Source organism: Silvimonas amylolytica (assembly GCF_014645555.1).
GTDB lineage: Bacteria > Pseudomonadota > Gammaproteobacteria > Burkholderiales > Chitinibacteraceae > Silvimonas > Silvimonas amylolytica.
The window spans coordinates 363,437-386,320 of the sequence record NZ_BMLY01000002.1; the positions used below are offsets into that span (position 1 = coordinate 363,437).

At 55.6% G+C, this 22,884-nt stretch carries 21 protein-coding genes and 1 other RNA gene; 18 read left to right on the forward strand and 4 right to left on the reverse strand.

Annotated features, from left to right (window positions below; all coding sequences use genetic code 11):
• Positions 1–11 precede the first annotated feature (11 nt).
• On the forward strand, positions 12–3,647 hold the full coding sequence (locus IEX44_RS07970; RefSeq protein ID WP_188691494.1) for a pilus assembly protein: 3,636 nt from the start codon (positions 12–14) through the stop codon (positions 3,645–3,647).
• Between the two features lie 159 nt (positions 3,648–3,806).
• Here IEX44_RS07970 and IEX44_RS07975 read toward each other — a convergent pair whose 3' ends face one another.
• Positions 3,807–4,520 carry a hypothetical protein gene (locus IEX44_RS07975; protein ID WP_188691497.1) on the reverse strand — a complete coding sequence of 238 codons (714 nt, stop codon included), beginning with the start codon at positions 4,518–4,520 and terminating at the stop codon, positions 3,807–3,809.
• 81 nt (positions 4,521–4,601) lie between these two features.
• A complete protein-coding gene (locus IEX44_RS07980) occupies positions 4,602–5,090 on the reverse strand; it encodes a TlpA family protein disulfide reductase (protein WP_188691501.1) in 489 nt (162 codons plus the stop codon).
• A 346-nt stretch (positions 5,091–5,436) separates the two neighbouring features.
• Between IEX44_RS07980 and ylqF the strand changes: the two genes are divergently transcribed.
• The 11 genes from ylqF (at position 5,437) to IEX44_RS08035 (ending at position 15,695) form a co-directional block, all read left to right on the forward strand.
• Positions 5,437–6,357 (forward strand): ribosome biogenesis GTPase YlqF, encoded by a 921-nt coding sequence (gene ylqF / locus IEX44_RS07985; RefSeq protein ID WP_188691505.1) that lies wholly within the window; start codon positions 5,437–5,439, stop codon positions 6,355–6,357.
• Positions 6,357–7,205 (forward strand): cobalamin-binding protein, encoded by an 849-nt coding sequence (locus IEX44_RS07990; protein ID WP_229678822.1) that lies wholly within the window; start codon positions 6,357–6,359, stop codon positions 7,203–7,205. The genes ylqF and IEX44_RS07990 overlap by 1 nt, the downstream gene beginning before the upstream one ends.
• Before the next feature lie 149 nt (positions 7,206–7,354).
• Positions 7,355–7,555: a hypothetical protein gene (locus IEX44_RS07995; RefSeq protein WP_188691513.1), complete on the forward strand. Its 201-nt coding sequence runs from the start codon at positions 7,355–7,357 to the stop codon at positions 7,553–7,555.
• Positions 7,552–7,857 carry a cell division protein ZapA gene (locus tag IEX44_RS08000; RefSeq protein WP_188691517.1) on the forward strand — a complete coding sequence of 102 codons (306 nt, stop codon included), beginning with the start codon at positions 7,552–7,554 and terminating at the stop codon, positions 7,855–7,857. Before IEX44_RS07995 ends, IEX44_RS08000 begins: the two co-directional genes overlap by 4 nt.
• A 35-nt stretch (positions 7,858–7,892) precedes the next feature.
• Positions 7,893–8,073: non-coding RNA, 6S RNA (gene ssrS, locus IEX44_RS08005), on the forward strand.
• 31 nt (positions 8,074–8,104) lie between these two features.
• The gene (locus IEX44_RS08010; protein WP_229678823.1) at positions 8,105–8,698 is read left to right on the forward strand and encodes a 5-formyltetrahydrofolate cyclo-ligase; all 594 of its coding nucleotides are present in this window, start codon (positions 8,105–8,107) and stop codon (positions 8,696–8,698) included.
• 224 nt (positions 8,699–8,922) lie between these two features.
• Entirely contained in the window at positions 8,923–11,457 is a 2,535-nt protein-coding gene (gene ptsP / locus IEX44_RS08015; RefSeq protein WP_188691523.1) for a phosphoenolpyruvate--protein phosphotransferase, read from the forward strand.
• Between the two features lie 293 nt (positions 11,458–11,750).
• Entirely contained in the window at positions 11,751–13,307 is a 1,557-nt protein-coding gene (locus IEX44_RS08020; RefSeq protein ID WP_188691527.1) for a PTS transporter subunit EIIC, read from the forward strand.
• 122 nt (positions 13,308–13,429) lie between these two features.
• Positions 13,430–13,609 (forward strand): PspC domain-containing protein, encoded by a 180-nt coding sequence (locus IEX44_RS08025; RefSeq protein ID WP_229678824.1) that lies wholly within the window; start codon positions 13,430–13,432, stop codon positions 13,607–13,609.
• Positions 13,610–13,692: 83 nt separating this feature from the next.
• The gene (locus tag IEX44_RS08030) at positions 13,693–14,358 is read left to right on the forward strand and encodes a glutathione S-transferase family protein (protein ID WP_188691532.1); all 666 of its coding nucleotides are present in this window, start codon (positions 13,693–13,695) and stop codon (positions 14,356–14,358) included.
• A gap of 71 nt (positions 14,359–14,429) precedes the next feature.
• Complete coding sequence (locus IEX44_RS08035) at positions 14,430–15,695, forward strand: AmpG family muropeptide MFS transporter (RefSeq protein WP_188691535.1); 1,266 nt, start codon at positions 14,430–14,432, stop codon at positions 15,693–15,695.
• 54 nt (positions 15,696–15,749) lie between these two features.
• On the opposite strand, the gene IEX44_RS08040 is transcribed toward IEX44_RS08035, so the two are convergent.
• Together IEX44_RS08040 and IEX44_RS08045 are read right to left on the reverse strand one after the other, a co-directional pair.
• Complete coding sequence (locus tag IEX44_RS08040) at positions 15,750–16,010, reverse strand: hypothetical protein (RefSeq protein ID WP_188691537.1); 261 nt, start codon at positions 16,008–16,010, stop codon at positions 15,750–15,752.
• Between the two features lie 14 nt (positions 16,011–16,024).
• Complete coding sequence (locus tag IEX44_RS08045; RefSeq protein WP_188692494.1) at positions 16,025–16,801, reverse strand: exodeoxyribonuclease III; 777 nt, start codon at positions 16,799–16,801, stop codon at positions 16,025–16,027.
• Positions 16,802–17,011: 210 nt separating this feature from the next.
• Here IEX44_RS08045 and pyrE point away from each other — a divergent pair, with 210 nt between their 5' ends.
• From pyrE to IEX44_RS08075, 6 genes are all read left to right on the forward strand, one after another.
• Positions 17,012–17,659 (forward strand): orotate phosphoribosyltransferase, encoded by a 648-nt coding sequence (pyrE, locus tag IEX44_RS08050; RefSeq protein WP_188691540.1) that lies wholly within the window; start codon positions 17,012–17,014, stop codon positions 17,657–17,659.
• A 49-nt stretch (positions 17,660–17,708) separates the two neighbouring features.
• Positions 17,709–18,296: a DUF4124 domain-containing protein gene (locus tag IEX44_RS08055; protein ID WP_188691543.1), complete on the forward strand. Its 588-nt coding sequence runs from the start codon at positions 17,709–17,711 to the stop codon at positions 18,294–18,296.
• A gap of 200 nt (positions 18,297–18,496) precedes the next feature.
• The gene (gene ppgK, locus IEX44_RS08060) at positions 18,497–19,273 is read left to right on the forward strand and encodes a polyphosphate--glucose phosphotransferase (RefSeq protein ID WP_188691547.1); all 777 of its coding nucleotides are present in this window, start codon (positions 18,497–18,499) and stop codon (positions 19,271–19,273) included.
• A 189-nt stretch (positions 19,274–19,462) separates the two neighbouring features.
• Positions 19,463–21,379, forward strand: a complete 1,917-nt coding sequence (gene mnmG / locus IEX44_RS08065; RefSeq protein WP_188691551.1) for a tRNA uridine-5-carboxymethylaminomethyl(34) synthesis enzyme MnmG — start codon at positions 19,463–19,465, stop codon at positions 21,377–21,379.
• A 53-nt stretch (positions 21,380–21,432) separates the two neighbouring features.
• On the forward strand, positions 21,433–22,059 hold the full coding sequence (gene rsmG / locus IEX44_RS08070) for a 16S rRNA (guanine(527)-N(7))-methyltransferase RsmG (protein ID WP_188691554.1): 627 nt from the start codon (positions 21,433–21,435) through the stop codon (positions 22,057–22,059).
• Between the two features lie 5 nt (positions 22,060–22,064).
• Positions 22,065–22,853, forward strand: a complete 789-nt coding sequence (locus IEX44_RS08075) for a ParA family protein (RefSeq protein ID WP_188691558.1) — start codon at positions 22,065–22,067, stop codon at positions 22,851–22,853.
• Positions 22,854–22,884 lie beyond the last annotated feature (31 nt).

The following is a 22,884-nucleotide window of genomic DNA, read 5'->3' on the forward strand; positions in this document are numbered from 1 at the left end:
GCGAGGATGCCATGACAACCAGACGCTCCATCCTGAACAAAATCATTTTCCTGCTGTTGACGGCCACGCAAGCCATTCCGGTGAGCTATGCCGCAACCATTTCGCCATCGCAAACACCGTTGACTTCGCAAACCCAGTCTTCGCCCAACCTGATCATGGGCATCGACGATTCGGGTTCGATGGACTTCGAAGTCATGCTGACCACCAACGACGGCGCCTTGTGGTGGGACTCATACAATAAGAGTTTTACCAATAACACGAGCACGTCCGTCACCGTTTCCGGTTTGACTAACGTGTCTGTGCCGGTTGGCCAACCCTGGTACAACTCTGTAGGTAATGCGGCAGCCAGTCAAAAAACAGACGATGGCGTCAATAGCAACACCTGGTATAAATACGCCTATCTGTTCCCGGATGGCAGCACCACCGATGCCCGCAAAAACACAGACGCCACATACGATCACTTTGCCATCCCGCCTACGCAAGATTACGCGTTCTTGCGCAGTTCGGACTGGAACACGCTCTACTACAACACCAATACCACCTATACGGCCTGGTATCCGGCGTACATCAACAACGGCACGGTCAACTATTCCAACGCAACCGCAACTGCAGCCCGCAGCCATCCGCAGTTGGGTGGCGCTACGCCGGTTACGCTGGATCTGACCAATGTAGTCACGGCAGGTACCACCAAAGTGGGTTCTGCCTACACTGGCACCAAGTCCAACTGGACTTTCCACATGCTGCCCGGCATGGTCATACCCAATGGTGCCTACACATCGAAAAAGGGTGCCGCATATACACAGCAGACCAGTAATGTCACCGTATCCGGTACTGATTACTATGAAGCTGACATCGCTTATTACCCGGCCACCTTCTTCGTTACGGACTCGACTTGCAAAGCCAGTGACGTAAGTACTACGTCCATACTCTGGGCAGATTCAGCGTGCGCTAAAGCGCCCGATGGTACTTATCTGCGCAAATACGAAATCAAGTCTGGAAAAACTTTCCCATCGGGTCGTAGCTATGCCGATGAGATGCAGAATTTCGCCAACTGGTTTCAGTACTACCGTAAAAGAAAGCTGATGCTGGGCGCGGCCATGGGTTCGGTGCTGAGCAGCGTATCTGGCCTGCGCGGGGGCACGGTTGCGTTCAACAATCAGACTACCGTCACCATGTACGATTTTGCGGCAACCAGCGATTCTGCCAACGTGAAGCCGTTGCTGGGTGCCATTTACACCAACGCGGCCAGCGGCGGTACACCCACCCGCGAAACGCTGAAATATATCGGTGGCCAATTCGCACGGACGGATTCTTCAGCGCCGATCCAGAACGGTTGCCAGCGCAACACTGCGTTTATTTTGACTGACGGTTTTGCCAATGCCACTGCAGTAACGGCGCCGAGCTACGCCAACACCTATGTGACCGGCTCGCCGTACACCGTTATTACAACGAACACCCTCGCTGACCTGGCAGCGTCCTACTACACCAATAATCCGCGCTCGGATCTGCCAACAGGGTTGTTGAAAGCAGACACCACCAATGCCGAAAATCCGGATAACAATACCAACCTGCACGTCACTACATTCGGGATGACACTGGGTGCCAAAGGTACGGTCTACGACCCAACCGCAGCCAACTTCGTCGATCCTTTCCACCCGCCGTCCGGCACGACGTGGACCTGGCCTATCCCCACACAAAACCGTAACCCGACCGGTGTGGACGACTTGTGGCATGCCACCATTGTTGGCCGTGGCCAGATGTTCAGAGCCACAAACGTAAGCGAGGCAACCTCATACTTCAAGCAGGTGATCCAGAGTCTGCTGGCTACGGTGGGTTCCGATGCGGCTGTAACAACCACTTCGCCCAATATTACTTCCAGCAACAATACCCAGTTCAGCTCGACCTACAACGCGCAAAACTGGACAGGTGAACTGGCGGCGTACTCGATCAACCTCACTACCGGCGCAACCAACACAACGCCGTTGTGGACAGCCCAGTCGCAATTGACCGCGTTGACCCCCAGCACACGTCATATCGCGACATGGGATCCGGGTAACAACACAGCAGTCGCGTTTACATCGGCCGGTATTTCCTCGACCACTTTGGCCGGCATGGCCAATACCAATGCCAACGACGGCGCCAACGTGGTGAATTACATCCGTGGCGACCGCAGCCTGGAATCAGCCACTGGTTATCGGGTTCGCGCGGGTCTGCTGGGCGACATCGTAACGGCCGAACCTGTGTATGTACTTGGTCCGTACGCTGCGTACACTGACGCAGGCTACTCGGATATGTCTTCGTTGAACCGTACTGCGATGGTGTATCAAGCCGCTAACGACGGGATGGTGCACGCATTTAATGCTACGACAGGCGCGGAGGTATGGGCTTATGTGCCGGGCCAGGTACTGGCGAACTTGCATTCTCTGACCAGTACCACCTACACGCACCAGTTCTTTGTTGATGGTACGCCCACCACAGGCGATTTTTATAACGGCAGCGCATGGAAAACCATGCTGGTTGGCGGTTTGCGGGCAGGTGGCAAGGGCTTTTACGCACTGGACATCACAGCGCCGGCAGCAACCAGTGATGCTGACGTTGTCAGCAAAGTACTCTGGGAGTTCCCTGGTACCAACACAACCGCGGCCCAGAAAAACAATATTGGCCTGAGCTATGGTCAGCCGCTGCTGGTCAAGACACGCGCTGATGGCTGGGTCGTCCTGGTCACATCTGGTTATAACAACACAGCGGGCGACGGTCAGGGCCACCTGTTTGTACTCAATGCAACCACCGGTGCCGTGATCAAGGACATTGCCACGGGTGCGGGTAGCGCCAGTTCACCGTCTGGTCTGGCTCAAATTTCTGCTTTTGCCGCCAATGCGCAAACCGATGCAACGATCGATTACGTTTATGGTGGGGACTTGCTGGGCAATGTCTGGCGTTTTGACTTGAGCACCACTGCAGACACCAGCTGGACAGTGAAGAAACTGGCAGCCCTGGTTGATGCGTCCGGCAATGCGCAACCTGTTACCAGTGCGCCGGTGACCTCCGTACTCGCTAACGGCAAACACATTGTGTATGTCGGTACCGGCAAGCTACTGGAAACGTCGGACCTCAGCACCACTACATCTCAGAGCATGTATGCACTGGTTGATGATTTGTCGACAAACCCGACTATTACTACACCGAGAACATCGCTGACGAAGAAAACCGTGACGGTAAACACCAGCACCGGCACCCGTACCATTAATTCGGACGCTGTGGATTACACCACCAAGAAGGGTTGGTTCTTTGATTTGCCAGGTACTGGAGAACGTGTTTCGACAGATCCACAATTGGCGTTTGGCGCATTGATCTTCACCACCAACCAGCCATCCAGTGTCGCGTGTTCGTCCAGAAGCTATGAGTATGCGGTGAGTGCTACGGATGGTGGCCAGTTGCCGGCCAGTGCCTTCCCGTCAGGCACAACGCCGTGGAGCGGTATTGTTTTGGGTGCGAACCTGTCTTCTACGGTTTCCCTCACCGTTATGCCAAACGGGACACTGCGATTGACGACCAAGGGTTCGGACGGCTCGACTCAGAACAACATCCTGAACATCACGGGTAGTGGCTCACTCAAGCAAGTACTGTGGCGTGAAATCACGCGATAAGCGCATCGCGTGATACAAAAAAGGCTTTCCTCTGCGGGAAAGCCTTTTTTTATGCCTTGCTACCCGTTAGCGCTTTGAACAGGCAACTCATGGGGTGGGTCACAACCACACAGCAACGCTGCAATGCGCCTTGAGCCTCAGCGCACTCTTCCTGAGCGACTAGTCTGATAGCGGATCCTGTGGCTTCTCCGGCGCGCGCAGGGGCACTTCTCCCAGTACGCCTGCTCCGTAGCTCACCCGCATCCGGTAATCCACAGCAGCACCGTCCTTCTGTGCCGCACGCAGGTGTATCTGCTGTAACTGCCTGAGCAGGTAATCACTCGCTGTCGTGTCAAAGCTACTGGAAACCAGTTCAACGCGCGTAATCACTCCCTGATCATTGATATACAGATCCGCGATTAATTCTTGTGACGAATCTGTATTGGCCAGCGCCTGGCCAGGAATATTCATATCTGGATAATCCAGAATAACGGCAGGTACCATCACCTGGTCATAAGTGAAAAAAACCGGTGTATCCATTACCGAAGGATTAACTTCTGGCTGGCTGGTTATTTCTTTTATTACTGGTTGAGAGGCGCGTAAATCGTGTAAAACTTTATTGCTTGGCACAATTGATTTTTTCTTATCAACCAATTTTCCAGTATTTGTCAGTACCTTGTCCGAGGACGCAATATGCTGTTGCAATTTTTGTTTTCCGATAACCAGCTGGACGCGTAGCGCATCGCTACCCAAGTGTATCTGATGGTGGTTACCATGACTGGATATCTTGAAAAAACACAATAAAATCAAATGGATAGAAAAAGAAAAAACAAAAGGGAATACCAGCCTGTTCCAGGGTTTTGTTTTTCTGGATACCGGGTTTGGTTTATTCATACTTCAGGGAATTTTGCCATTTCAGATTACATAAAAAATAAAAGGGCTTTTACAGCCCTTTGTGTATATATCTTTAAAAGATTACATCAGTTTCCTGATTTCTTTTTCGACATCTTGTTCATTGATAGACCCCACATATTTTTTGACAATATTACCATTTTTGTCAATCAGAAAACTTGTAGGTGTCAATTCAACATTGTCGAAAGACCTGGCAACAGAACCAGAGATATCGTGAACAATAATGAAGGGCATGCGTTGTTGTTTGACGAAATTATTGATGTACACGGCAGGATCGTAGTCCATGGCAACGGACAGCGTTTTGTAGCCTTGTTTGCCATACTGGTCTTGCAGCTTTGCCAGATTACCCATTTCTTCGACACAACCTGGACAGGTGGTAGCCCAGAAGTTGACTAGCACGACGTTGCCCTTGAGCGATGCAGTTGAGCCCGTTTGTCCCTGTAGCGTGGTGTAAGAGACTTGGGGTGCGGGTTTTCTACTGTTACTGGTCATCAGAAACAAGGTGATCAGTGCTACAGCGATGAATGGAAGTATCCAGTAAACGCGTTTCATGGGCTTTTTTGCAGATCCGGTGTGTTGAGTGAAACCTTCCGTGCAGGGTTTCCACTTAAGTAACAATGTTGGATAAGAAAATATAAAAATAGATAATAAGGGTCAAGGTTTTCTGTGGATAACTGGTTTTTCCCTTATTGATCATCATGTTATTACGCTTTCAAGTCTGTATTCAAGTTGCGTTTCTACTGTGGATAATTTGGGGGTGAACCAGGCCGCTCACCGCAGAGTCAAGCTTATCCCCTGGTTCGTCCAGGTTTTCCACAGGCCATGTTGCTGATTTCATTGGGCCTTTGTGAACAAATGTATAATCCGGCACTTTTTGCTTTGGAATAAAGGACAGACGATGGCGATCCAGTGGTACCCCGGGCACATGAACGCGGCCCGTAAAGCGGTTGAAGAGACCATCGCCAAGGTCGACATGGTGATCGAGATCGTCGACGCCCGTTTACCTTTGTCCAGCAGCAATCCGATGCTCGAACTGCTGCGCAAAAGTCGGCAGCGCGCTGCACTCAAGATTTTGAACAAGGCGGATCTGGCTGACCCGGCCCAGAACAAGGTCTGGCTGGAGTGGTTCAGCCAGCAGCCGCAGACAGCCTCTTTGTTGTTGGGTGAGGACACGCGTGCGGCAGGCGTGAAAAAGATCGGCCAACTGTGTCGCAAACTGGTGCCCAATCGCACTGGCATGGAAAAACCGTTGCGGGCGCTGATCGTGGGGATTCCCAATGTGGGTAAATCCACCATGATCAACACGCTGATGAACCGCAAGGTTGCCAAAGTGGCGGACACTCCGGGTGTGACCAAGCATCAACAGCGAGTGGAGACGCCAGATGGCGTGATCCTCTACGACACGCCGGGCTTGTTGTGGCCGCGTATTGAGCGTGAAGAATCCGGTTTGCGCCTGGCGCTGGCAGGTTCTGTGGGTCGCAACGCCTACCATGAGACGGAAGTCGCCTGGTTTGGCATCCAGACTTTTATCGAGCGTTACCCGGAATTGCTGAAGGCGCGTTTCAAGCTGTCTGATCTGGACGGCGGTTTTGAGCAGATATTTGAAAAAATTGGCCGTAAACGTGGCGCGATCCTGCCTGGTGGCGCGCTCGATGAGCAGAAAACGGCTGAGCTGATCTTGACTGAATATCGCAGTGGCAATATTGGCCGGATCACGCTTGAAACGCCGGCCGATTTCATTGAGGCGCCCAAAGCTGTGCGCCAGACGGATTACACCGGTGGCAAAAAAGACGCTGATGACGAGGACGTCGAAGCGTGATGCGTCATGTTGTGTTGCTGGCTTATCTGCTGCCGACTCTTGCCTGGTCGGCAGTTCGGGCTAAAGACGACAATGGCACCGTCATAGAGTTGCCGCAACCGGCACACCGGGTCATCACGCTCGCGCCGCACGCTACGGAACTGGTTGCGGCGCTGGCGCCAGAAACCATCGTCGCGGTGGACACCGCCAGTGATTACCCGGACCTGGTAAAAAAACTACCCAAGGTGGCAGACTTTCAAAGTCTGAATGTGGAAGCCATTCTGGCCGCGCGGCCAGATCTGGTCATCGTGTGGGATAGTCAGGCGGTCAACCAGTCCATCGCGCAACTGCAACGCCAGCACATTCCGGTGTTTGTGAGCCGGCCCCAGACGCCTGCTGATGTTGGATCCAGTTTGCGGCGTCTCGGAAGTTTGCTTGGACGGGATGCGAAAGCGGATGAACTAGCGAATGCCCAGGCGCTGCGATACCAACAGCTGCTTAGCCAATATCAACGTGCAAGGCCGGTGCGGGTTTATTTGCAGGTGAGCGAAAACCCGTTGTTGAGCTTGTCGCGGCGCAGTTTTCTGGGGCAAATGCTCGCAGATTGCGGGGCAACCAGCCCGTATGCCAATGCGCGGGGGGAAGCGCCGCAGGTCAGTACCGAAGCGGTACTGGCTTTTGCGCCGGAATTAATGTTGACCACCGGCCTGAAAAGTACGCTGGATATCTGGAAAGCCTGGCCGCAGATCCCTGCAGTCAAGAACAACCGGTTGGTGGCGCTCACGGGGGACCAGTTTGTCAGGCCTGGGCCGCGGCTGATCGACGGCATGCAAAAAGTGTGCGAACAAGTCGATGTTATCCGGCACTGAAATATCGCCGTGGTACGATTCATGCCAAAGGAATACCGACCAACAATGTGCCAAATTGCACACTTGCGCGGGTCAGACACGCAATCCGGGCAGCAAGCAGGCCCGAGTTATCATAAAATCCGGTAGAACAAAAACTGCGTTGGGTCGACATGGACGCCGAACTCGCCACACTCGAAGAAAAAATCAACATGCTGGTGCGCATCGTTGCTGCGCTGCGCAGTGAAAATCACCAGTTGCGCCAGGAAATTCTGGCCTCTGGTCGTGAAAACCAGCAGCTCGTTAGCAAGCTTGATGAGACCAAAACGCGCGTTGCCGCGCTGATCGAGCGTTTGCCTGAGGAAGAAGCATGAGCCAGATCAAGCAGCTCGACGTATCGATCATGGGCCGTGATTTTCGCATCGCCTGTCCGGATGACGAGGAAGAAACCCTGCTCCAGGCTGTGGACGTGTTGAACGGGAAAATGAACGAGATCCGCGAAGGCGGTAAAGTCATTGGCCTGGAAAAAATCGCGATCATGGCCGCGCTCAATATCGCCCACGAATATCTGCATGTGAAGGCAGGCGGTTTTGACATTGGCGCATATCGGCGTAGAATCACCAACATGAATGCAACGGTGGATGTGGTGCTCAAGGGACAGTCAGAGCTGTTCTAGCTAACCGGGCGCATGCCGCGCCACCTGCTACGATTGCTTTCCTGCGGTGTTCGACTACGGTTCTAATTTCCTTGAACCTAGCTTAAACCTCGGTCGCCAGCCACGACGCGCCTGTTGTGAGCGTTCCTTAGTCGAACGCACCTGATGGCGCAAGGCCGGTGGCCACTTGAACCTCCGGGTTCAGGATACGAACCGACCGGCACTCGCGGGAAGCCCCCTTCTCTTGCCCAGCGCATCTCTATCCATCATGGATCAAGAAAAAGCCGCGCTGCGGCAAACACTGCGTCAGCGCCGTTCTGCGCTGACCATTTCATACCGGCGTGAAGCCAGCTTGTCGATTATGCAACGTGCCTGCCTGGGCAAGCTGCTGCGTCGTGGGCAGCGCGTGGCGGTTTATGTCTCGATGGCAAGTGAAATCTCCACGTGGCCATTGATCCTCAAAGCATTGCAGGCAGGCTGCCAGGTTTTTTTGCCGGTTGTGCCTCGCCGCGGACGTGGAATGCATTTTGTCCGCTACGATCACACCAGTCGCTGGGCACGCGACCACTACGGCATTCCCTTTCCGGTGCACGAAGAGACTTGCCGGCCGCAGGATCTGGATGTAGCCTTCGTCCCCCTTTTGGGTTTCGATGGAAGACTGGCCCGTTTGGGCCAGGGCGGCGGTTATTACGACACGACGTTTCGCTTCCGTCGCTTGCGCCAGAAATGGAGAAAACCACGTCTGATCGGGCTTGCCTATGATTGCCAGCAGGTAACGCAATTACCGGTGGCACCGTGGGATTTACAGCTCGACGAAATCGTGACAGAAACCCGCCACTTGCGCGTTAGCCAGGTTATTTGAGGCATTGTTCGCGTTGTCATGCCTGACAATTCATGACGTTGTCGTGAATTATTCACAACATGACAATGGGAAAAATTTCACTGATACGGCGCGCGCGAAGCTCTACACTACCAGCAGTGTCGAACTCCGGAACATGGGAAAACACGCCGGCCTGGCTTCTGCCTTGCCGGCTTTACTGCATCCGGATTGTCGAAAAAAGTCAGAAAAAACCAGAGGTTGCCAAGATGTCGAATAAAACCGTGGAATTGATTGCTCCCTTGTCCGGCTTGTTTGTACCTATTGAAGCCGTGCCAGATCCTGTGTTCTCGCAAAAAATGGTGGGCGACGGCGTATCAATCGATCCGACGTCCAACGTGCTGCTGGCGCCCGCCGCAGGCAAGATCACCCAGCTGGCCTCGACATTCCACGCTTTGACCCTGACCACCGCCGATGGCTTGCAAGTGCTACTGCACATCGGCCTTGATACCGTCATGCTCAAGGGCCAAGGTTTCCGTCCGCTGGTCAAGGAAGGCGATACGGTCGCGCTGGGTCAGCCTCTGATTGAATTTGATGAAGCCGTCATCACTGCCGCCGGCAAGAGTTCGATGACGGAAATTGTGATCGCCAATGGCGACATCGTTACCAACCTGCAAGCCGCGCGTGGTTTTGCTCATGCGGGCAAGACCGTTGCGCTGACTGTCACGCTGGCTGTTGCCAGCGCTGCTGCTGAACCCGCCGCCGCACCATCGGGCAATCTGTCTGACCCGATTCGCGTACCGAACCCGACTGGTTTGCATGCCCGCCCGGCTGCCGTTGTAGCCAATCTGGCCAAGACCTTCAATTCAGATGTGAAGCTGGTTCGTGGTTCGGAAGAAGCCAATGCCAAATCCGTGGTTGGCATCATGGGTCTGGAAGTCCAGAACAACGATGAAATTCGCGTCAAAGCCACTGGTGTTGATGCCGCTGGGGCTATCAAAGCGCTGGTTGATCTGATTCGTTCCGGTTCTGGCGAAGACTGTGGCGCTGCCGCTGCGCCGGCCACGGCACCCAAGCCCGTCGCGGTCCCGCGCCCGGCGCCCAAAGCCCATTCGGATGATCCAAACACATTGCTGGGTGTCTCAGCCTCGCCGGGTCTGGCGGTTGGCCAGATTTTCCAGGTACGCCAGGAAGTCATTGAAGTCCGTGAAGCCGGCGATAACCCGCAACTGGAACGCCGCCGCCTGGAAGAGGCCCTCAAGGAAGCGCGTCAGCAACTGGAAGGCTTGAAGTCTGAAATCAGCGACGCCTCCAAGGCTGAAATTTTCTCGGCTCACCAGGAGTTACTGGCTGATCCGGAGTTGCTGGATCTGGCTCTGTCGGCGATCTCTGCGGGCAAGAGTGCGCCATTTGCCTGGAAGCAAGCGTTCACTGCATACGCTGACAAACTCTCCAAACTGAAGAACGAACTGCTGGCTGGCCGTGCCAACGATATCCGCGACGTGGGCCGCCGTGTGTTGCGCTTGCTGACGGGCGTAAAAGAAGCTGCGCTGGAAGTACCGGACAACGCGATCCTGATCGCCGAAGAACTGACCCCGTCCGACACCGCTAGCCTTGATCGCAACAAAGTCCTGGGTTTTGCGACGACGGGCGGTGGCGCGACCAGCCACGTTGCCATTCTGGCTCGTTCGCTCAACATTCCGGCGATTTGCGGTATTGAAGAAGCCGTGCTGGAACTGGCCAACGGGACCAACGTGATTCTGGATGGCACCAAGGGTAGCCTGCGCAAGAATCCTTCTGAGGCTGAAATCCTGGACATCCGTACCCGCCAGGCCATGCTGGCCAAAAAGCGCGAAGAAGAACTCGCTGCAGCCGGTCAGCCTGCGGTGACCAAAGATGGCGTGCATATCGAAGTCGTTGCCAATATCGGCGGCCTGGAAGATGCGCAACAATCCGTAGCCCTCGGTGGTGAGGGTGTTGGTCTGCTGCGTTCGGAATTCCTTTATCTGGAACGCACTGACGCACCGACCGAAGAAGAACAAACCAAAATTTACGGCGATATCGCCAAAGCACTGGGCACGGAGCGCACTCTGGTGATCCGTACCCTGGACGTCGGTGGTGACAAGCCGCTGCCGTATCTGCCAATGCCGGCAGAAGAAAACCCGTTCCTGGGTGTGCGCGGTATCCGTCTGTGCCTTGCCGCACCGGAAATCCTGCGTACCCAGGTGCGTGGCATTTTGCGTGCAGCACCGTTCAGCAAGCTGCATATCATGTTCCCGATGATCGCCTCGCTGGAAGAAGTGCGTGATGCCAGGAAAATTGTGGCTGAAGAAAAGGCTGCACTGGGCGTTACCGCCGATGTGAAGGTCGGCATCATGGTCGAGGTACCCTCCACCGCAGTGATGTCTGAAATCTTTGCCCGTGAAGTGGATTTCTTCTCGATCGGCACCAACGATCTGACCCAGTACACGCTGGCCATGGACCGGGGTCACCCGAAACTGGCCAAGCAGGCCGACGCGTTGCACCCAGGCGTGCTGCGCCTGATCGCCATGACGGTGAAGGGTGCACATGCGCATGGTAAATGGGTGGGCGTGTGTGGCGGTATTGCTTCTGACCCGCTGGCTGTACCGGTGCTGTTGGGGATCGGGGTGGATGAACTGTCGGTCAGCGTGCCGGCTATCCCTGCGATCAAGGCCATGGTGCGCAAACTGAACAAGGCCGATTGTCAAAAGCTGGCAACCGAGGTTTTGCAAATGGGTACAGTGGCCGAAGTTCGCGCCCGTTTGTCCAGCCTGGTCGATTGATGTATTTGCGAACCTGCCTTCGGGCAGGTTCGTTCGTTGTGGAGTAGTTGATAAAAGCGCACATCAGAAAACAGGGAAACAACCAGTCTTGGTTGCTTTCTGGTGTGAATAAGTCACAAAGCTGTCCCCTTACCCTGTTGATAGGGGGGACGCTGTATTTGGTACAGCCTGCCGCCAAGAGCAGAATGCGCCCGCTGGAAAAAATAAAGCATTTTCATAAACAGTGACGAGTGCCGTTTGCACCGTACTTTTTGGTGCTGTGCGGGTGTCGTCCTAGGGCAAGGAAAGTCATCATGTTCAAACAAGCATTCGCCGTTCTGCAAAAGATCGGCAAGGCATTGATGTTGCCGGTTGCTGTGCTGCCGGTTGCAGGTTTGCTGCTTGGTATTGGCAGTTCAAACTTCTCGTTCATCCCGGACGTGGTTAACCACGTTATGGCCCAGGGCGGCGGCGCGATCTTCGGCAACTTGCCGATCATCTTTGCTGTCGGCGTTGCGTTGGGTCTGGCGGAAAATGACGGCGTAGCCGCCATTGCCGCTGTGGTCGGTTTTGTCGTCATGGTTGCCACCATGGGCGTCATGGCCCAGTTCTTCGGCATCGAACCGGCTACCGTGCTGGGTATGAAGTCGATGGAAACCGGTGTGTTCGGCGGTATCATCATCGGTGCCGTGGCCGCGACGCTGTTCAACAAGTACTACCGCATCCAGTTGCCGCAATACCTGGGCTTCTTTGCCGGTAAGCGTTTCGTGCCGATCGTGACCGGTATTGCTGCCATTTTTGTGGGCGTGATCCTGTCCATCATCTGGCCTCCGATCCAGCACGGTATTGACGTGTTCTCCCACTGGGCCGCAGCCAGCGATCCGCGCACGGCAGCCACCGTGTATGGTTTTGTAGAACGTCTGCTGATTCCGTTTGGTCTGCATCACATCTGGAACGTGCCGTTCTTCTTCGAAATCGGTAACTTCACCAACTCCGCTGGTCAGGCTGTTCACGGCGATATCAACCGCTTCTTCGCGGGCGATACCACCGCCGGTATTCTGTCGGGTGCTTTCCTGTTCAAGATGTTCGGTCTGCCGGCCGCTGCATTTGCGATCTGGCACACTGCCAAGCCGGAAAAGCGTGCCATGGTGGGCGGTATCATGATCTCCGCCGCCCTGACCTCGTTCCTGACCGGTATTACGGAACCGATCGAGTTCTCGTTCCTGTTCGTCGCACCGGTGTTGTACGGTATCCATGCCGTGCTGGCTGCTTCGACCCAGTTTGTAGCTAACACTCTGGGCATGCACATGGGCTTCACCTTCTCGCAAGGTGGCATCGACTTCTTGCTGTTCAACGTGTTCGCGAACAACCCGGCTGCCCAACACTGGGCCTACGTGTTGATCCTGGGCCCGATCTATGCCGCGATCTACTACGTGGTGTTCCGTTTTGCCATCGTGAAGCTGAACCTGAAGACCCCAGGTCGTGAAGATGACGAACCGGTTGCTGCTGTTGCCACCGCTCAAGCTGCGCCGGTTGCTGGTGCAGTACCGGCAGGCGTTGCCGTTGCTGCTGCTGCCGCCACGGTTGATGCGACCAGCGAAAAACTGATCGCAGCGGAACCGCGTTTTGCCTTTGCTTCGAAGCTTGTTACCGCATTTGGCGGCCCGGAAAACATCAAGGGTCTGGATGCATGTATCACCCGTCTGCGTATCGCGGTGGATGATCCGGCCAAGGTGGATCAAGCCAGCCTGAAGACGCTGGGCGCTGCAGGCGTGATGATGGTCGGGAATGGTGTACAGGCTGTGTTCGGCACCAAATCCGACAACTTCAAGACAGACATGGATGAATACTTGAAGAAGGGTGGCCGCTGATTCTTGCTGGCGGCAACAAATCGGGTAAAGTGCGCTAGTCGCACGTAATCCAGACAAACCGGAACGGGCGTGTGATCCACGCCCGTTTTTATTTTTGTGGAGACCCGATGGAAGAAAAACGCATGCGGCGAAGCCGCCATAACAAGTGGGTTGCCGGCGTCATTGGTGGCATGGGTGATTACCTGAACATCAGCGCCGACAAACTGCGGATCGTCTTTATTTTGCTCTCGATCTGCGTGGCTGGTTTTCCAGGCCTGATCCTGTACCTGATCTTGTGGTTCCTGATGCCGACCGAAGAGTAAATCGTTTTTGCAGTCAGCCCTTGCACAAGAGACATGGCGTCGCCAACTCCCCGATAGACAGATACGTCTGAAAGGAGCCGGCCATGTCTCAACCCCATCTACATTTGATCAGCTTTGACCTGTGCCCGTTTGTGCAGCGGGCCATCATTACTTTGCTGGAAAAAGGTGTGCCGTTCGAGCGCACGTATATTGATCTGGCCAACAAGCCAGAGTGGTTCCTCAAACTCTCTCCCACCGGCAAAGTGCCCGTTCTGCAAGTCGATGACGACGTGTTGTTTGAATCGGCGGTGATTGCAGAATATCTGGATGAAGTCTATCCGCCGCAATTGCAGCCGGCAGACCCTTTGACCCGGGCACGTCACCGGGCGTGGATCGAATACGCTTCCGGCATGCTGGGTGCTTTGTGGCAGTTTTATACGGCGGCGGATAACGAGTCTCTGGATAAAGCCCGTGCCGATATTGAAAATCGCCTGGCCTGGCTAGAGTCTGCGGTCAGTGAAAGCGGACCGTATTTTGCCGGGGACAGGTTCTCTCTGGTCGATGCCGCATTTGGCCCGGTATTCCGGTATTTTCCTGTACTGGAAGCCTTGGCCGAGCAAGGCTGGTTTGCCGCGACACCGCGCATTGCCGCCTGGAGCAAAGCATTGTTGACGCACCCTTCAGTGATCAACGCCGTCAAACCCGGTTATGCGGAAAATCTACGCGCGTTTATCCGGAGTAAGGGTGGCGTGTTGGCGGCGCGGGCCTGAGCCTTGCTGATGCGCGGGCTGGCGTGTTGCGGTAAGGTATCGCACCCTTTCATCCGACGCCCGCGCATCTCATGAGTACGCCCCCCGACTGGAAACAACTGTTGTTCACCCGCCGCATGGCGATCTGCCTTGTTTCCGGCTTCAGTTCGGGTCTACCGCTCTACATCCTGATCAACCTGGTGCCGGCCTGGCTCAAGAGCGAGCATATTGATCTCAAGCTGATCGGCTTCTTTGCGCTGATTCAGTTTCCATATACCTGGAAGTTTGTCTGGTCTCCGCTGATGGACCGCTTTGCCCTGCCTGGCCTGGGTCGGCGCCGGGGCTGGATGCTCTTCACGCAGTGCGTGCTGCTGGCTGTGATCGCCGGTATAGGCTGGTTCAACCCGACGCTGGAAATGACCCTCATTGCGCCTATGGCATTTGCGTTGGCGTTTTTCAGTGCCAGCCAGGACATTGTGCTGGATGCATATCGGCGCGAAATCCTGAGTGAAGCCGAGCTGGGCCTTGGCAATTCAGTCTTCGTCAACGCTTACCGCATTGCGGGTCTTGTTCCTGGTGCGCTTTCTTTAATCCTCGCTGACCATATGGCGTGGTCCCAGGTGTTTGCCTGTACAGCGCTGTTCATGTTGCCAGGGCTGATCCTGACGTTACTGGTTAAGGAACCCCATTTGTCGCGCCCCCCCGCGACGCTGCGTGAGGCTGTAGTTGAGCCATTCCATGAATTCATGACGCGCCACGGCTGGCAAGCGGCTTTGCTGATCCTGGCATTCATCTTCTTGTACAAGCTGGGAGACAGCATGGCCACCGCGCTGGCCACGCCGTTTTATCTGGACCTCGGGTTTACCAAGAGCCAGATTGGCTTGATTGCCAAAAATGCGGGCTTGTGGCCGAGTGTCATTGGTGCGTTGCTGGGCGGGATCTGGATGATCAAACTGGGTATTAACCGGGCACTGTGGTTGTTCGGCGTGGTCCAGCTCGCGTCGATCCTGGGTTTTGCGTGGTTAGCTGGCCGGGGCGCGGATCCATTGGCTCTCGCACTGGTGATCAGTTTTGAGGCGCTGGGTGTGGGCTTGGGCACTGCGGCGTTTACTGCGTTTATTGCCCGTACTACTCATCCGCGTTATACCGCCACGCAATATGCCCTGTTTACCAGTCTGGCTGCGGTGCCGCGTACGGTGTTCAATGCTTTCACCGGGGTGATGGTCGAACACCTGGGCTGGCAAACGTTTTTCTGCGCCTGCGCCTTGCTGGCCATCCCGGGTATGTTGCTGTTGTTCAAGGTGGCGCCCTGGAATGCGCCGATGCCTGAATCGAGCCAACCCGCGAAACCGGCATGAAAAAAGCCACCCTTGGGGTGGCTTTTTCTTTCTGACCAAAAGAAAACCCGACAGTCAGGGCTGTTTACGCCATTGCGCCAAGCCATACGCAACACAGAGCAGCCCGATCAGCGCCTCACCCATGGCCCAGAGTTGCCAGGCATAACCTTCACCCATCCAGGCGTTCCCCAGCCGGGTGAAGTACGCGCAGGCCCCGTTGCTGGTGTCCGTGCAACTGTGGCGGTTGAGCCAGTCCCACATGGCGACACCTGCAAAACCGGCACCGACCACGAATGCGGGAACCGCTTTGGCGCGCGGAGTCAGCTCATCACTCATGCTCAGGTCCGGATTCAGATCGTGTAGTCATAATCGACCAGCAGCGGCGCATGGTCAGAGAACTTGATGTCCTTGAAGATGCTCGCAGACTGGAGTTTGCCGGACAGCGAAGCCGACACGATGTGGTAATCAATACGCCAACCGACATCCTTGGCATAGGCCTGGCCACGGTTGGACCACCAGGTATAGCCCGGTGCTTCCGGATACAGCATGCGCCAGGCATCTACCCAGCCTTGTTCTTCGAACAGCTTGCCAATCCAGGCGCGCTCTTCAGGCAGAAAACCAGAGTTCTTCAGATTGCCCTTCCAGTTTTTCAGATCCAGTTCGCGGTGGGCAATGTTCCAGTCGCCAACCAGCACGATATCGCGACCGTTCCTGGCCAGCGCCGCAAGGTGGTGCCAGAAACGTTCCATGAACGCGAATTTCACTGTCTGGCGTTCTTCACCGCTGGAGCCGGAGGGCAGGTAGACCGATATCACTGACAGATTGCCGAAATCAGCCTGAATATAACGGCCCTCAGCGTCGATATCCTCAATACCCAGACCGATGACGACGTTGTCCGGCTTTTTGCGGCAATACAAGCCGACGCCGCTGTAGCCCTTTTTCTCGGCGCAATGAAAATAGCCGTACATGCCATCCGGAGCGCGCATGGTATCGGTCAGGTCACCGTCCTGTGCTTTGAGTTCCTGTAGTCCGATGACGTCGGCGTTCTGGCCGGGCAGCCAATCGAAAAAGCCTTTGTTGGCGGCGGAGCGGATACCATTGAGGTTGGCAGAGATGATGCGCAAGATCGTTTCCTCGTCGGGTTCGGAATGATACGGGGTCGCGTCACCCGGTACTGGCCGGGCATAATATGCTGTTTTTTGTCACCGGGGGTTACGAAAAGCGGCAGTACATCGGCATAAAAGTGCCCGTACACCGCCGTACCGCCAGAAATAGATGAAAGTTCTCTTTTACCAGTCCGGGAGCGCTTTCTATCGTTATAAGGAGGCAGTTTTAATATGTCCGATTTCCGCCGGGAATTCATCGAATTTGCTGTGGCACAGAATGTGCTGGGTTTTGGCGAGTTTATCACCAAAGCCGGGCGTGCCTCGCCGTACTTTTTTAATGCCGGGCTGTTCAATAACGGTGCTTCGCTGGGCAAACTGGCCGGCTTTTATGCCAAAGCGGCTATCGCTGCAGGGATTGAATTTGATGTGCTGTTTGGACCAGCCTACAAGGGTATTGTGCTGGCTGCCGGAACAGCGGTCGCACTCGCTCAGGCTGGCCGAGACACCCCGTTTGCTTACAATCGCAAGGAAGCCAAGGATCACGGTGAAGGCGGTGTTCTGGTTGGCGCACCACTGAAAGGTCGCGTACTGATCATCGACGACGTGATCTCCGCAGGTACATCCGTGCGTGAGTCGGTCTCCATGATTCGGGCACATGGCGCTGAGCCGGCAGGCGTGTTGATTGCACTTGATCGCATGGAACGCGGTACAGGCGCCTTGTCAGCGGTACAAGAAGTGGAACAGCAATATGGCATTCCGGTTGTACCGATTGCCACGCTGGATGATTTGATGGGTTATCTGGAAAACACGCCAGGTATGGCTGAAAACCTGAACAAGGCAGCAGCCTACCGGGCACAGTACGGGATTGACCGGCACTGATACGGCGTGAAGTCCGCCGGCCGGCAACCCGGATATTTTGAGGAAAACAATGAAGTATTCCGGTTTGCCGGTCGCGCTGGCGTTCTTGCTGGTGGCCGTATCGGCGCAGGCCCAGCTTTACCGCTGGGTAGACGATAACGGTCAGGTGCAATACAGCGACAAACCGCCTGTGACGGGCCCCAGGAAGGGCGTATCTGAACTTGATTCGCAAGGCATCGTGCGCAAAACGCCGGTGCAGCCACTGTCGCCTGAAGAAAAAGCAAAGCAGGATGCCGATCGTACTCAGGCCATCGACCGTGAGCGCAGAGACAAAGCGCTGTTGCAGTCTTTCTCGAATACCCACGAAATTGATCTATTGCGTGACCGACAGATCGAATCTGTCCAGGCCGGTATTCAGACCAACAATTTGCGTCGGCAGTCTGCCGAGGCGCGGCTGGATCGCCTGAACCGGCAAATTGATTCGTTCAAACGGCGCAACAAGGAGGCCCCGGCCGACTTGTACGGCGATGTGGCTGGCGCGCAAAAAGAGATCGCCGACATCAACGCAGATACCCAGTCCAAACAGGCCGTCATCCAGGCAATCCGCCAGCGCGCGGACGAGGATAAAAAGCGGCTGACTGAACTGCTGGCGCACTAAGCCTGCCCTTTCAAAGCGTTGTATTTACCAAGCCAGGGTGTTTACCCGGCTTGACTTTGATCGCCCAGACGTTAAATTCCGTGTTGCTTGCGCGCCCGGCTGGAGGGGCTGGCAGTGGTGCCTGATGGTGCCAACTGGCGATATGATGTCGCGCACGTTTTTGATTATTTTTACTGGTTTGGCAACACAACGGAGTCAACATGGCCAATGCAGCAAACGGGCCCAAAATTGTTTTGGGGATTGATATCGGCGGTACCGGCATCAAAGGTGCACCGGTCAATGTTGAGACGGGTGAACTGGTCGCAGAACGCGCCCGTTATGACACACCGCAGCCGTCCACTCCGGAAAACGTGGCTGCCGTCGTGCGCCAGATGGTCGAACATTTCAACTGGAAAGGCCCGATCGGCTGTACCTTCCCGGCAATCGTGCGCAATGGGGTAACGCTGTCTGCGGCTAACGTCGACAAATCCTGGCTCAATGCGCCAGCAGAACAAATCCTGACTGATGGCGTGGGTCAACCGCTCAAGCTTTTGAACGACGCCGATGCAGCTGGCCTGGCCGAGCAAGTATTTGGTGCTGCCAAGGGTCGTCAGGGCAAAGTTTTGGTGGTCACGCTGGGTACCGGTATCGGTACGGCGCTGATCGTGGATGGCAAGCTGATCACCAACACCGAATTTGGTCACCTGATCTACCCGAAAGACAACATTGCCGAGAAGTATTGCTCCGGCAAAGTGAAGGATGACGAGGATCTGAAGTGGAAAGACTTCAACCCGCGCCTGAATGGCTACCTGAAGCACCTGGATCTGTTGCTCTCGCCGGATCTGGTCATTATCGGCGGCGGCATCAGCAAAAAGCATGAGAAGTTTATTCCGGAAATGACCGGCATCCGCTTTGAAGTGGTCGCCGCGACCCTGCAAAACGACGCCGGTATTGTGGGTGCTGCGCTGGAAGCCGCCTACACCTACGGCGTGCTGTAAGTCTGTTTGCGCCGACTTTTGGGTCGGCTTCATACAAAAACCTGTGCTACTCATGGCGCAGGTTTTTGTTTTTATGGGCCCCCGCAATTGAACTGCGCCTCCTGTCATGAGAAGGTGTCTTCGCACAAGTCCCTGTTTTGCCGTAGAATAATGGCCCTTGTGGAATAAACCAGCAGCAGAGAACCCCCCATGCTTTACCCAACTCGTTATGACGTTATCGTTGTCGGCGGCGGCCATGCCGGAACGGAGGCTGCGCTGGCGGCTGCGCGCATGGGGCGCAAGACACTGCTGCTCTCTCACAATATCGAGACACTGGGCCAGATGAGCTGCAACCCGTCGATTGGCGGTATTGGCAAAGGCCACCTTGTGCGTGAGGTTGATGCACTGGGCGGTGCCATGGCACTGGCGACGGATATGGGCGGGATTCAGTTCCGCACACTGAACTCATCCAAAGGCCCGGCCGTACGGGCTACCCGCGCCCAGGCCGACCGCATCCGCTACAAAGCGGCGATCCGCGACATGCTGGAAAACCAGCCCAATCTGGATTTGTTCCAGCAAGCCGTGGATGACCTGACCCTGGATGGTGAGCGCGTCACCGGCGTGATCACGCAGATCGGCATTCGTTTTGAGGCTAGCGCAGTCGTACTGACTGCGGGCACGTTCCTGAACGGCAAGATCCACGTTGGCCTGGAAAACCATACCGGTGGCCGCGCGGGCGATCCGGCATCGGTGACGCTGTCGCACAAACTGCGTGAATTGAACCTGCCGGTTGGTCGTCTGAAAACCGGCACGCCGCCACGGATTGACGGCCGCACTATCAATTTTTCGGTGCTGGAAGCACAACCGGGTGATACCCCGGAACCCGTGTTCTCCGTACGTGGCAATGTAGGCATGCACCCGAAGCAGCTGCCATGCTGGATTGCCCATACCAACCTGCAAACGCATGAGATCATCCGGTCCGGTTTTGATCGCAGCCCGATGTTCACCGGCAAGATTGAAGGTGTCGGTCCGCGTTATTGTCCGTCGATTGAAGACAAGATCAATCGTTTTGCAGACAAAGACAGTCACCAGGTTTTCCTGGAGCCGGAAGGCCTGGATACCAACGAGTACTATCCGAACGGTATCTCGACCAGCTTGCCGTTTGATATTCAGATTGCCGCTGTGCAATCGATCAAGGGTTTGGAAAACGCGCGCATTTTGCGTCCGGGTTACGCCATTGAATATGACTACTTTGATCCGCGCGGCTTGAAGTCCAGCTTCGAAAGCAAAGCGATCACCGGCCTCTTCTTTGCTGGCCAGATTAACGGCACCACTGGCTACGAAGAAGCTGCTGCACAGGGTTTGTTTGCCGGCCTGAACGCCGCCTTGTTTGTCCGTGACGAAGCGCCGTGGCTGCCGGGTCGAGATACCGCTTACCTGGGTGTGCTGGTTGATGACCTCGTCACCCGTGGTGTGACCGAGCCGTATCGCATGTTTACCAGCCGGGCTGAATACCGGCTGCAACTGCGCGAAGACAATGCTGATCTGCGTTTGACCGAAGCTGGCCGCAAAATGGGCCTCGTTGGCGACGAACAATGGGCGCTGTTTAGCCGTAAGCGCGATGCGATCGAGGTCGAACTGAGCCGTTTGAATAGCACGTGGGTAAATCCGCGCGTGCTGGATGCGCATGACGCCGAACGCGTGCTGGGCAAAGCGATTGAACGCGAATACACGCTGGCTGAACTGCTGCGCCGCCCACAAGTTACCTATGCTGACCTATTGAGTATGGCTGCGGCTCAGCCCAAAGAGGGCGAAGCCGCCGTGACCGATCCGCTGGTGGCGGAGCAGGTCGAAATCCAGGTTAAATATCAGGGCTATATCGAACGGCAACAATCGGAAGTCGCCAAGCGCGATACACTGGAAGACTTCCGTTTACCAGACAGCCTGGACTACCGTGACGTGGTCGGCTTGTCGATTGAGGTGCAGCAAAAGCTCAACAAGCACCGGCCCGAAACTGTGGGCCAGGCAGGGCGCATATCCGGCGTTACCCCGGCGGCCATTGCCCTTCTGCTGGTGCACCTCAAGAAAAAACAGTGGCTCGGGGACGACACCGACAAAGTGGCCTGAACGGTACCCCGTCAGTCAGATAACAAAACAGAATATATAAAAGATTTCCGCTCATGAACGATGCGCTCAACGCCGGTCTTGCCACGCTGGGTATCCAGTTGCAAGAGGCACAGAAACAAAAGCTGCTTGAATATGTAGGCTTGCTGGGGAAATGGAACAAGACCTACAGCCTGACCGCGATCCGTGAACCAGAGCGGATGGTGCCACATCATCTGCTTGATTCTCTGGCTCCGCTATCTGTGTTCCCGGCTGAGGCCAACGCCCGTATCCTTGACGTCGGTTCCGGCTTCGGCACACCGGGTATTCCGCTGGCGATTGCCCGCCCGGACTGGCAACTCACCTTGCTGGACTCGAACCACAAGAAAACCACCTTTCTGCGTCAGGCCTTGCTGGAACTGCAACTGCCCAACGTCACGGTCGTGAGTGAACGCGTTGAGGCCTACCATCCGGAGGCGCCATTCAACGTGATTACCTCGCGTGCATTTGCCGAACTCAGCGAGTTTGTAAAGCTCACCCGCCATCTGCTGGCGAAGGGCGGCACCTGGGCGGCACTCAAAGGCGTGTATCCTTATGAGGAAATTGCGTTGCTGCCCAAGAATGTGGCTGCGACGGACGTGAAACAATTGCAAGTGCCCGGCCTTGAAGCCGAGCGCTGCCTGGTATTGATCAAAGAGGTGTGAGTTTCATGACGCGTGTGCTAGCGATTGCAAACCAGAAAGGCGGTGTGGGCAAAACCACGACTGCGGTCAATCTGGCTGCCAGCCTGGTGCACCTGGGCAAACGCGTCCTCCTGGTCGATCTTGATCCCCAAGCCAATGCCACCATGGGCGCGGGCGTGGATAAAAGTAAAGTCGATGCCACCGTTTACAGCCTGTTGATTGGTCAGGCTCCGATTGCCGATGTCGTCGTGAAGTCGGAAAACGGTGGCTTTGATTTGTTGCCAGCCAACCGCGATCTGGCGGGTGCCGAGGTCGAACTCGTCGAAGCCGACGCCCGCGAATCCCGTCTGAAAACGGCGCTGGGTGAGATCTCCGGTAATTATGATTTCGTGATTCTGGATTGCCCGCCAGCGCTGAACTTGCTGACGCTCAATGGCCTTGTGGCGGCGGATGCGGTCATGATCCCCATGCAGTGTGAGTACTACGCGCTGGAAGGTTTGTCGGACCTCGTCAACACGCTGCGCCGGGTCAAGCAAAACCTCAATCGCCGCATTGAGATCGAAGGCCTGTTGCGGACCATGTTTGATCCGCGCTCCACGCTGGCGCAGCAAGTGTCGGACCAACTGGTCAAGCACTTCACTTCCAAGCTTTACCACACCGTCATCCCGCGCAATGTGCGTCTGGCCGAGGCCCCTAGTTATGGCCGCCCGATTCTGGCCTACGACAAAACGTCCAAAGGGGCGCAAGCGTATTTGCAACTCGCCGAAGAGTTGCTGGCGCGGCATAATCCGGTCGATGCAGCGCAGCCGGTTTGACCGCTGCGCCACCCAATGCTCCCCGGAATAA

Coding starts and splice junctions, on each gene's coding strand:
- IEX44_RS07970 (WP_188691494.1), top strand. CDS start 12: ATGACAACCAGACGCTCCATCCTGAACAAAATCATTTTCCTGCTGTTG.
- IEX44_RS07975 (WP_188691497.1), bottom strand. CDS start 4,520: ATGAATAAACCAAACCCGGTATCCAGAAAAACAAAACCCTGGAACAGG.
- IEX44_RS07980 (WP_188691501.1), bottom strand. CDS start 5,090: ATGAAACGCGTTTACTGGATACTTCCATTCATCGCTGTAGCACTGATC.
- ylqF (WP_188691505.1), top strand. CDS start 5,437: ATGGCGATCCAGTGGTACCCCGGGCACATGAACGCGGCCCGTAAAGCG.
- IEX44_RS07990 (WP_229678822.1), top strand. CDS start 6,357: ATGCGTCATGTTGTGTTGCTGGCTTATCTGCTGCCGACTCTTGCCTGG.
- IEX44_RS07995 (WP_188691513.1), top strand. CDS start 7,355: ATGGACGCCGAACTCGCCACACTCGAAGAAAAAATCAACATGCTGGTG.
- IEX44_RS08000 (WP_188691517.1), top strand. CDS start 7,552: ATGAGCCAGATCAAGCAGCTCGACGTATCGATCATGGGCCGTGATTTT.
- IEX44_RS08010 (WP_229678823.1), top strand. CDS start 8,105: ATGGATCAAGAAAAAGCCGCGCTGCGGCAAACACTGCGTCAGCGCCGT.
- ptsP (WP_188691523.1), top strand. CDS start 8,923: ATGTCGAATAAAACCGTGGAATTGATTGCTCCCTTGTCCGGCTTGTTT.
- IEX44_RS08020 (WP_188691527.1), top strand. CDS start 11,751: ATGTTCAAACAAGCATTCGCCGTTCTGCAAAAGATCGGCAAGGCATTG.
- IEX44_RS08025 (WP_229678824.1), top strand. CDS start 13,430: ATGCGGCGAAGCCGCCATAACAAGTGGGTTGCCGGCGTCATTGGTGGC.
- IEX44_RS08030 (WP_188691532.1), top strand. CDS start 13,693: ATGTCTCAACCCCATCTACATTTGATCAGCTTTGACCTGTGCCCGTTT.
- IEX44_RS08035 (WP_188691535.1), top strand. CDS start 14,430: ATGAGTACGCCCCCCGACTGGAAACAACTGTTGTTCACCCGCCGCATG.
- IEX44_RS08040 (WP_188691537.1), bottom strand. CDS start 16,010: ATGAGTGATGAGCTGACTCCGCGCGCCAAAGCGGTTCCCGCATTCGTG.
- pyrE (WP_188691540.1), top strand. CDS start 17,012: ATGTCCGATTTCCGCCGGGAATTCATCGAATTTGCTGTGGCACAGAAT.
- IEX44_RS08055 (WP_188691543.1), top strand. CDS start 17,709: ATGAAGTATTCCGGTTTGCCGGTCGCGCTGGCGTTCTTGCTGGTGGCC.
- ppgK (WP_188691547.1), top strand. CDS start 18,497: ATGGCCAATGCAGCAAACGGGCCCAAAATTGTTTTGGGGATTGATATC.
- mnmG (WP_188691551.1), top strand. CDS start 19,463: ATGCTTTACCCAACTCGTTATGACGTTATCGTTGTCGGCGGCGGCCAT.
- rsmG (WP_188691554.1), top strand. CDS start 21,433: ATGAACGATGCGCTCAACGCCGGTCTTGCCACGCTGGGTATCCAGTTG.
- IEX44_RS08075 (WP_188691558.1), top strand. CDS start 22,065: ATGACGCGTGTGCTAGCGATTGCAAACCAGAAAGGCGGTGTGGGCAAA.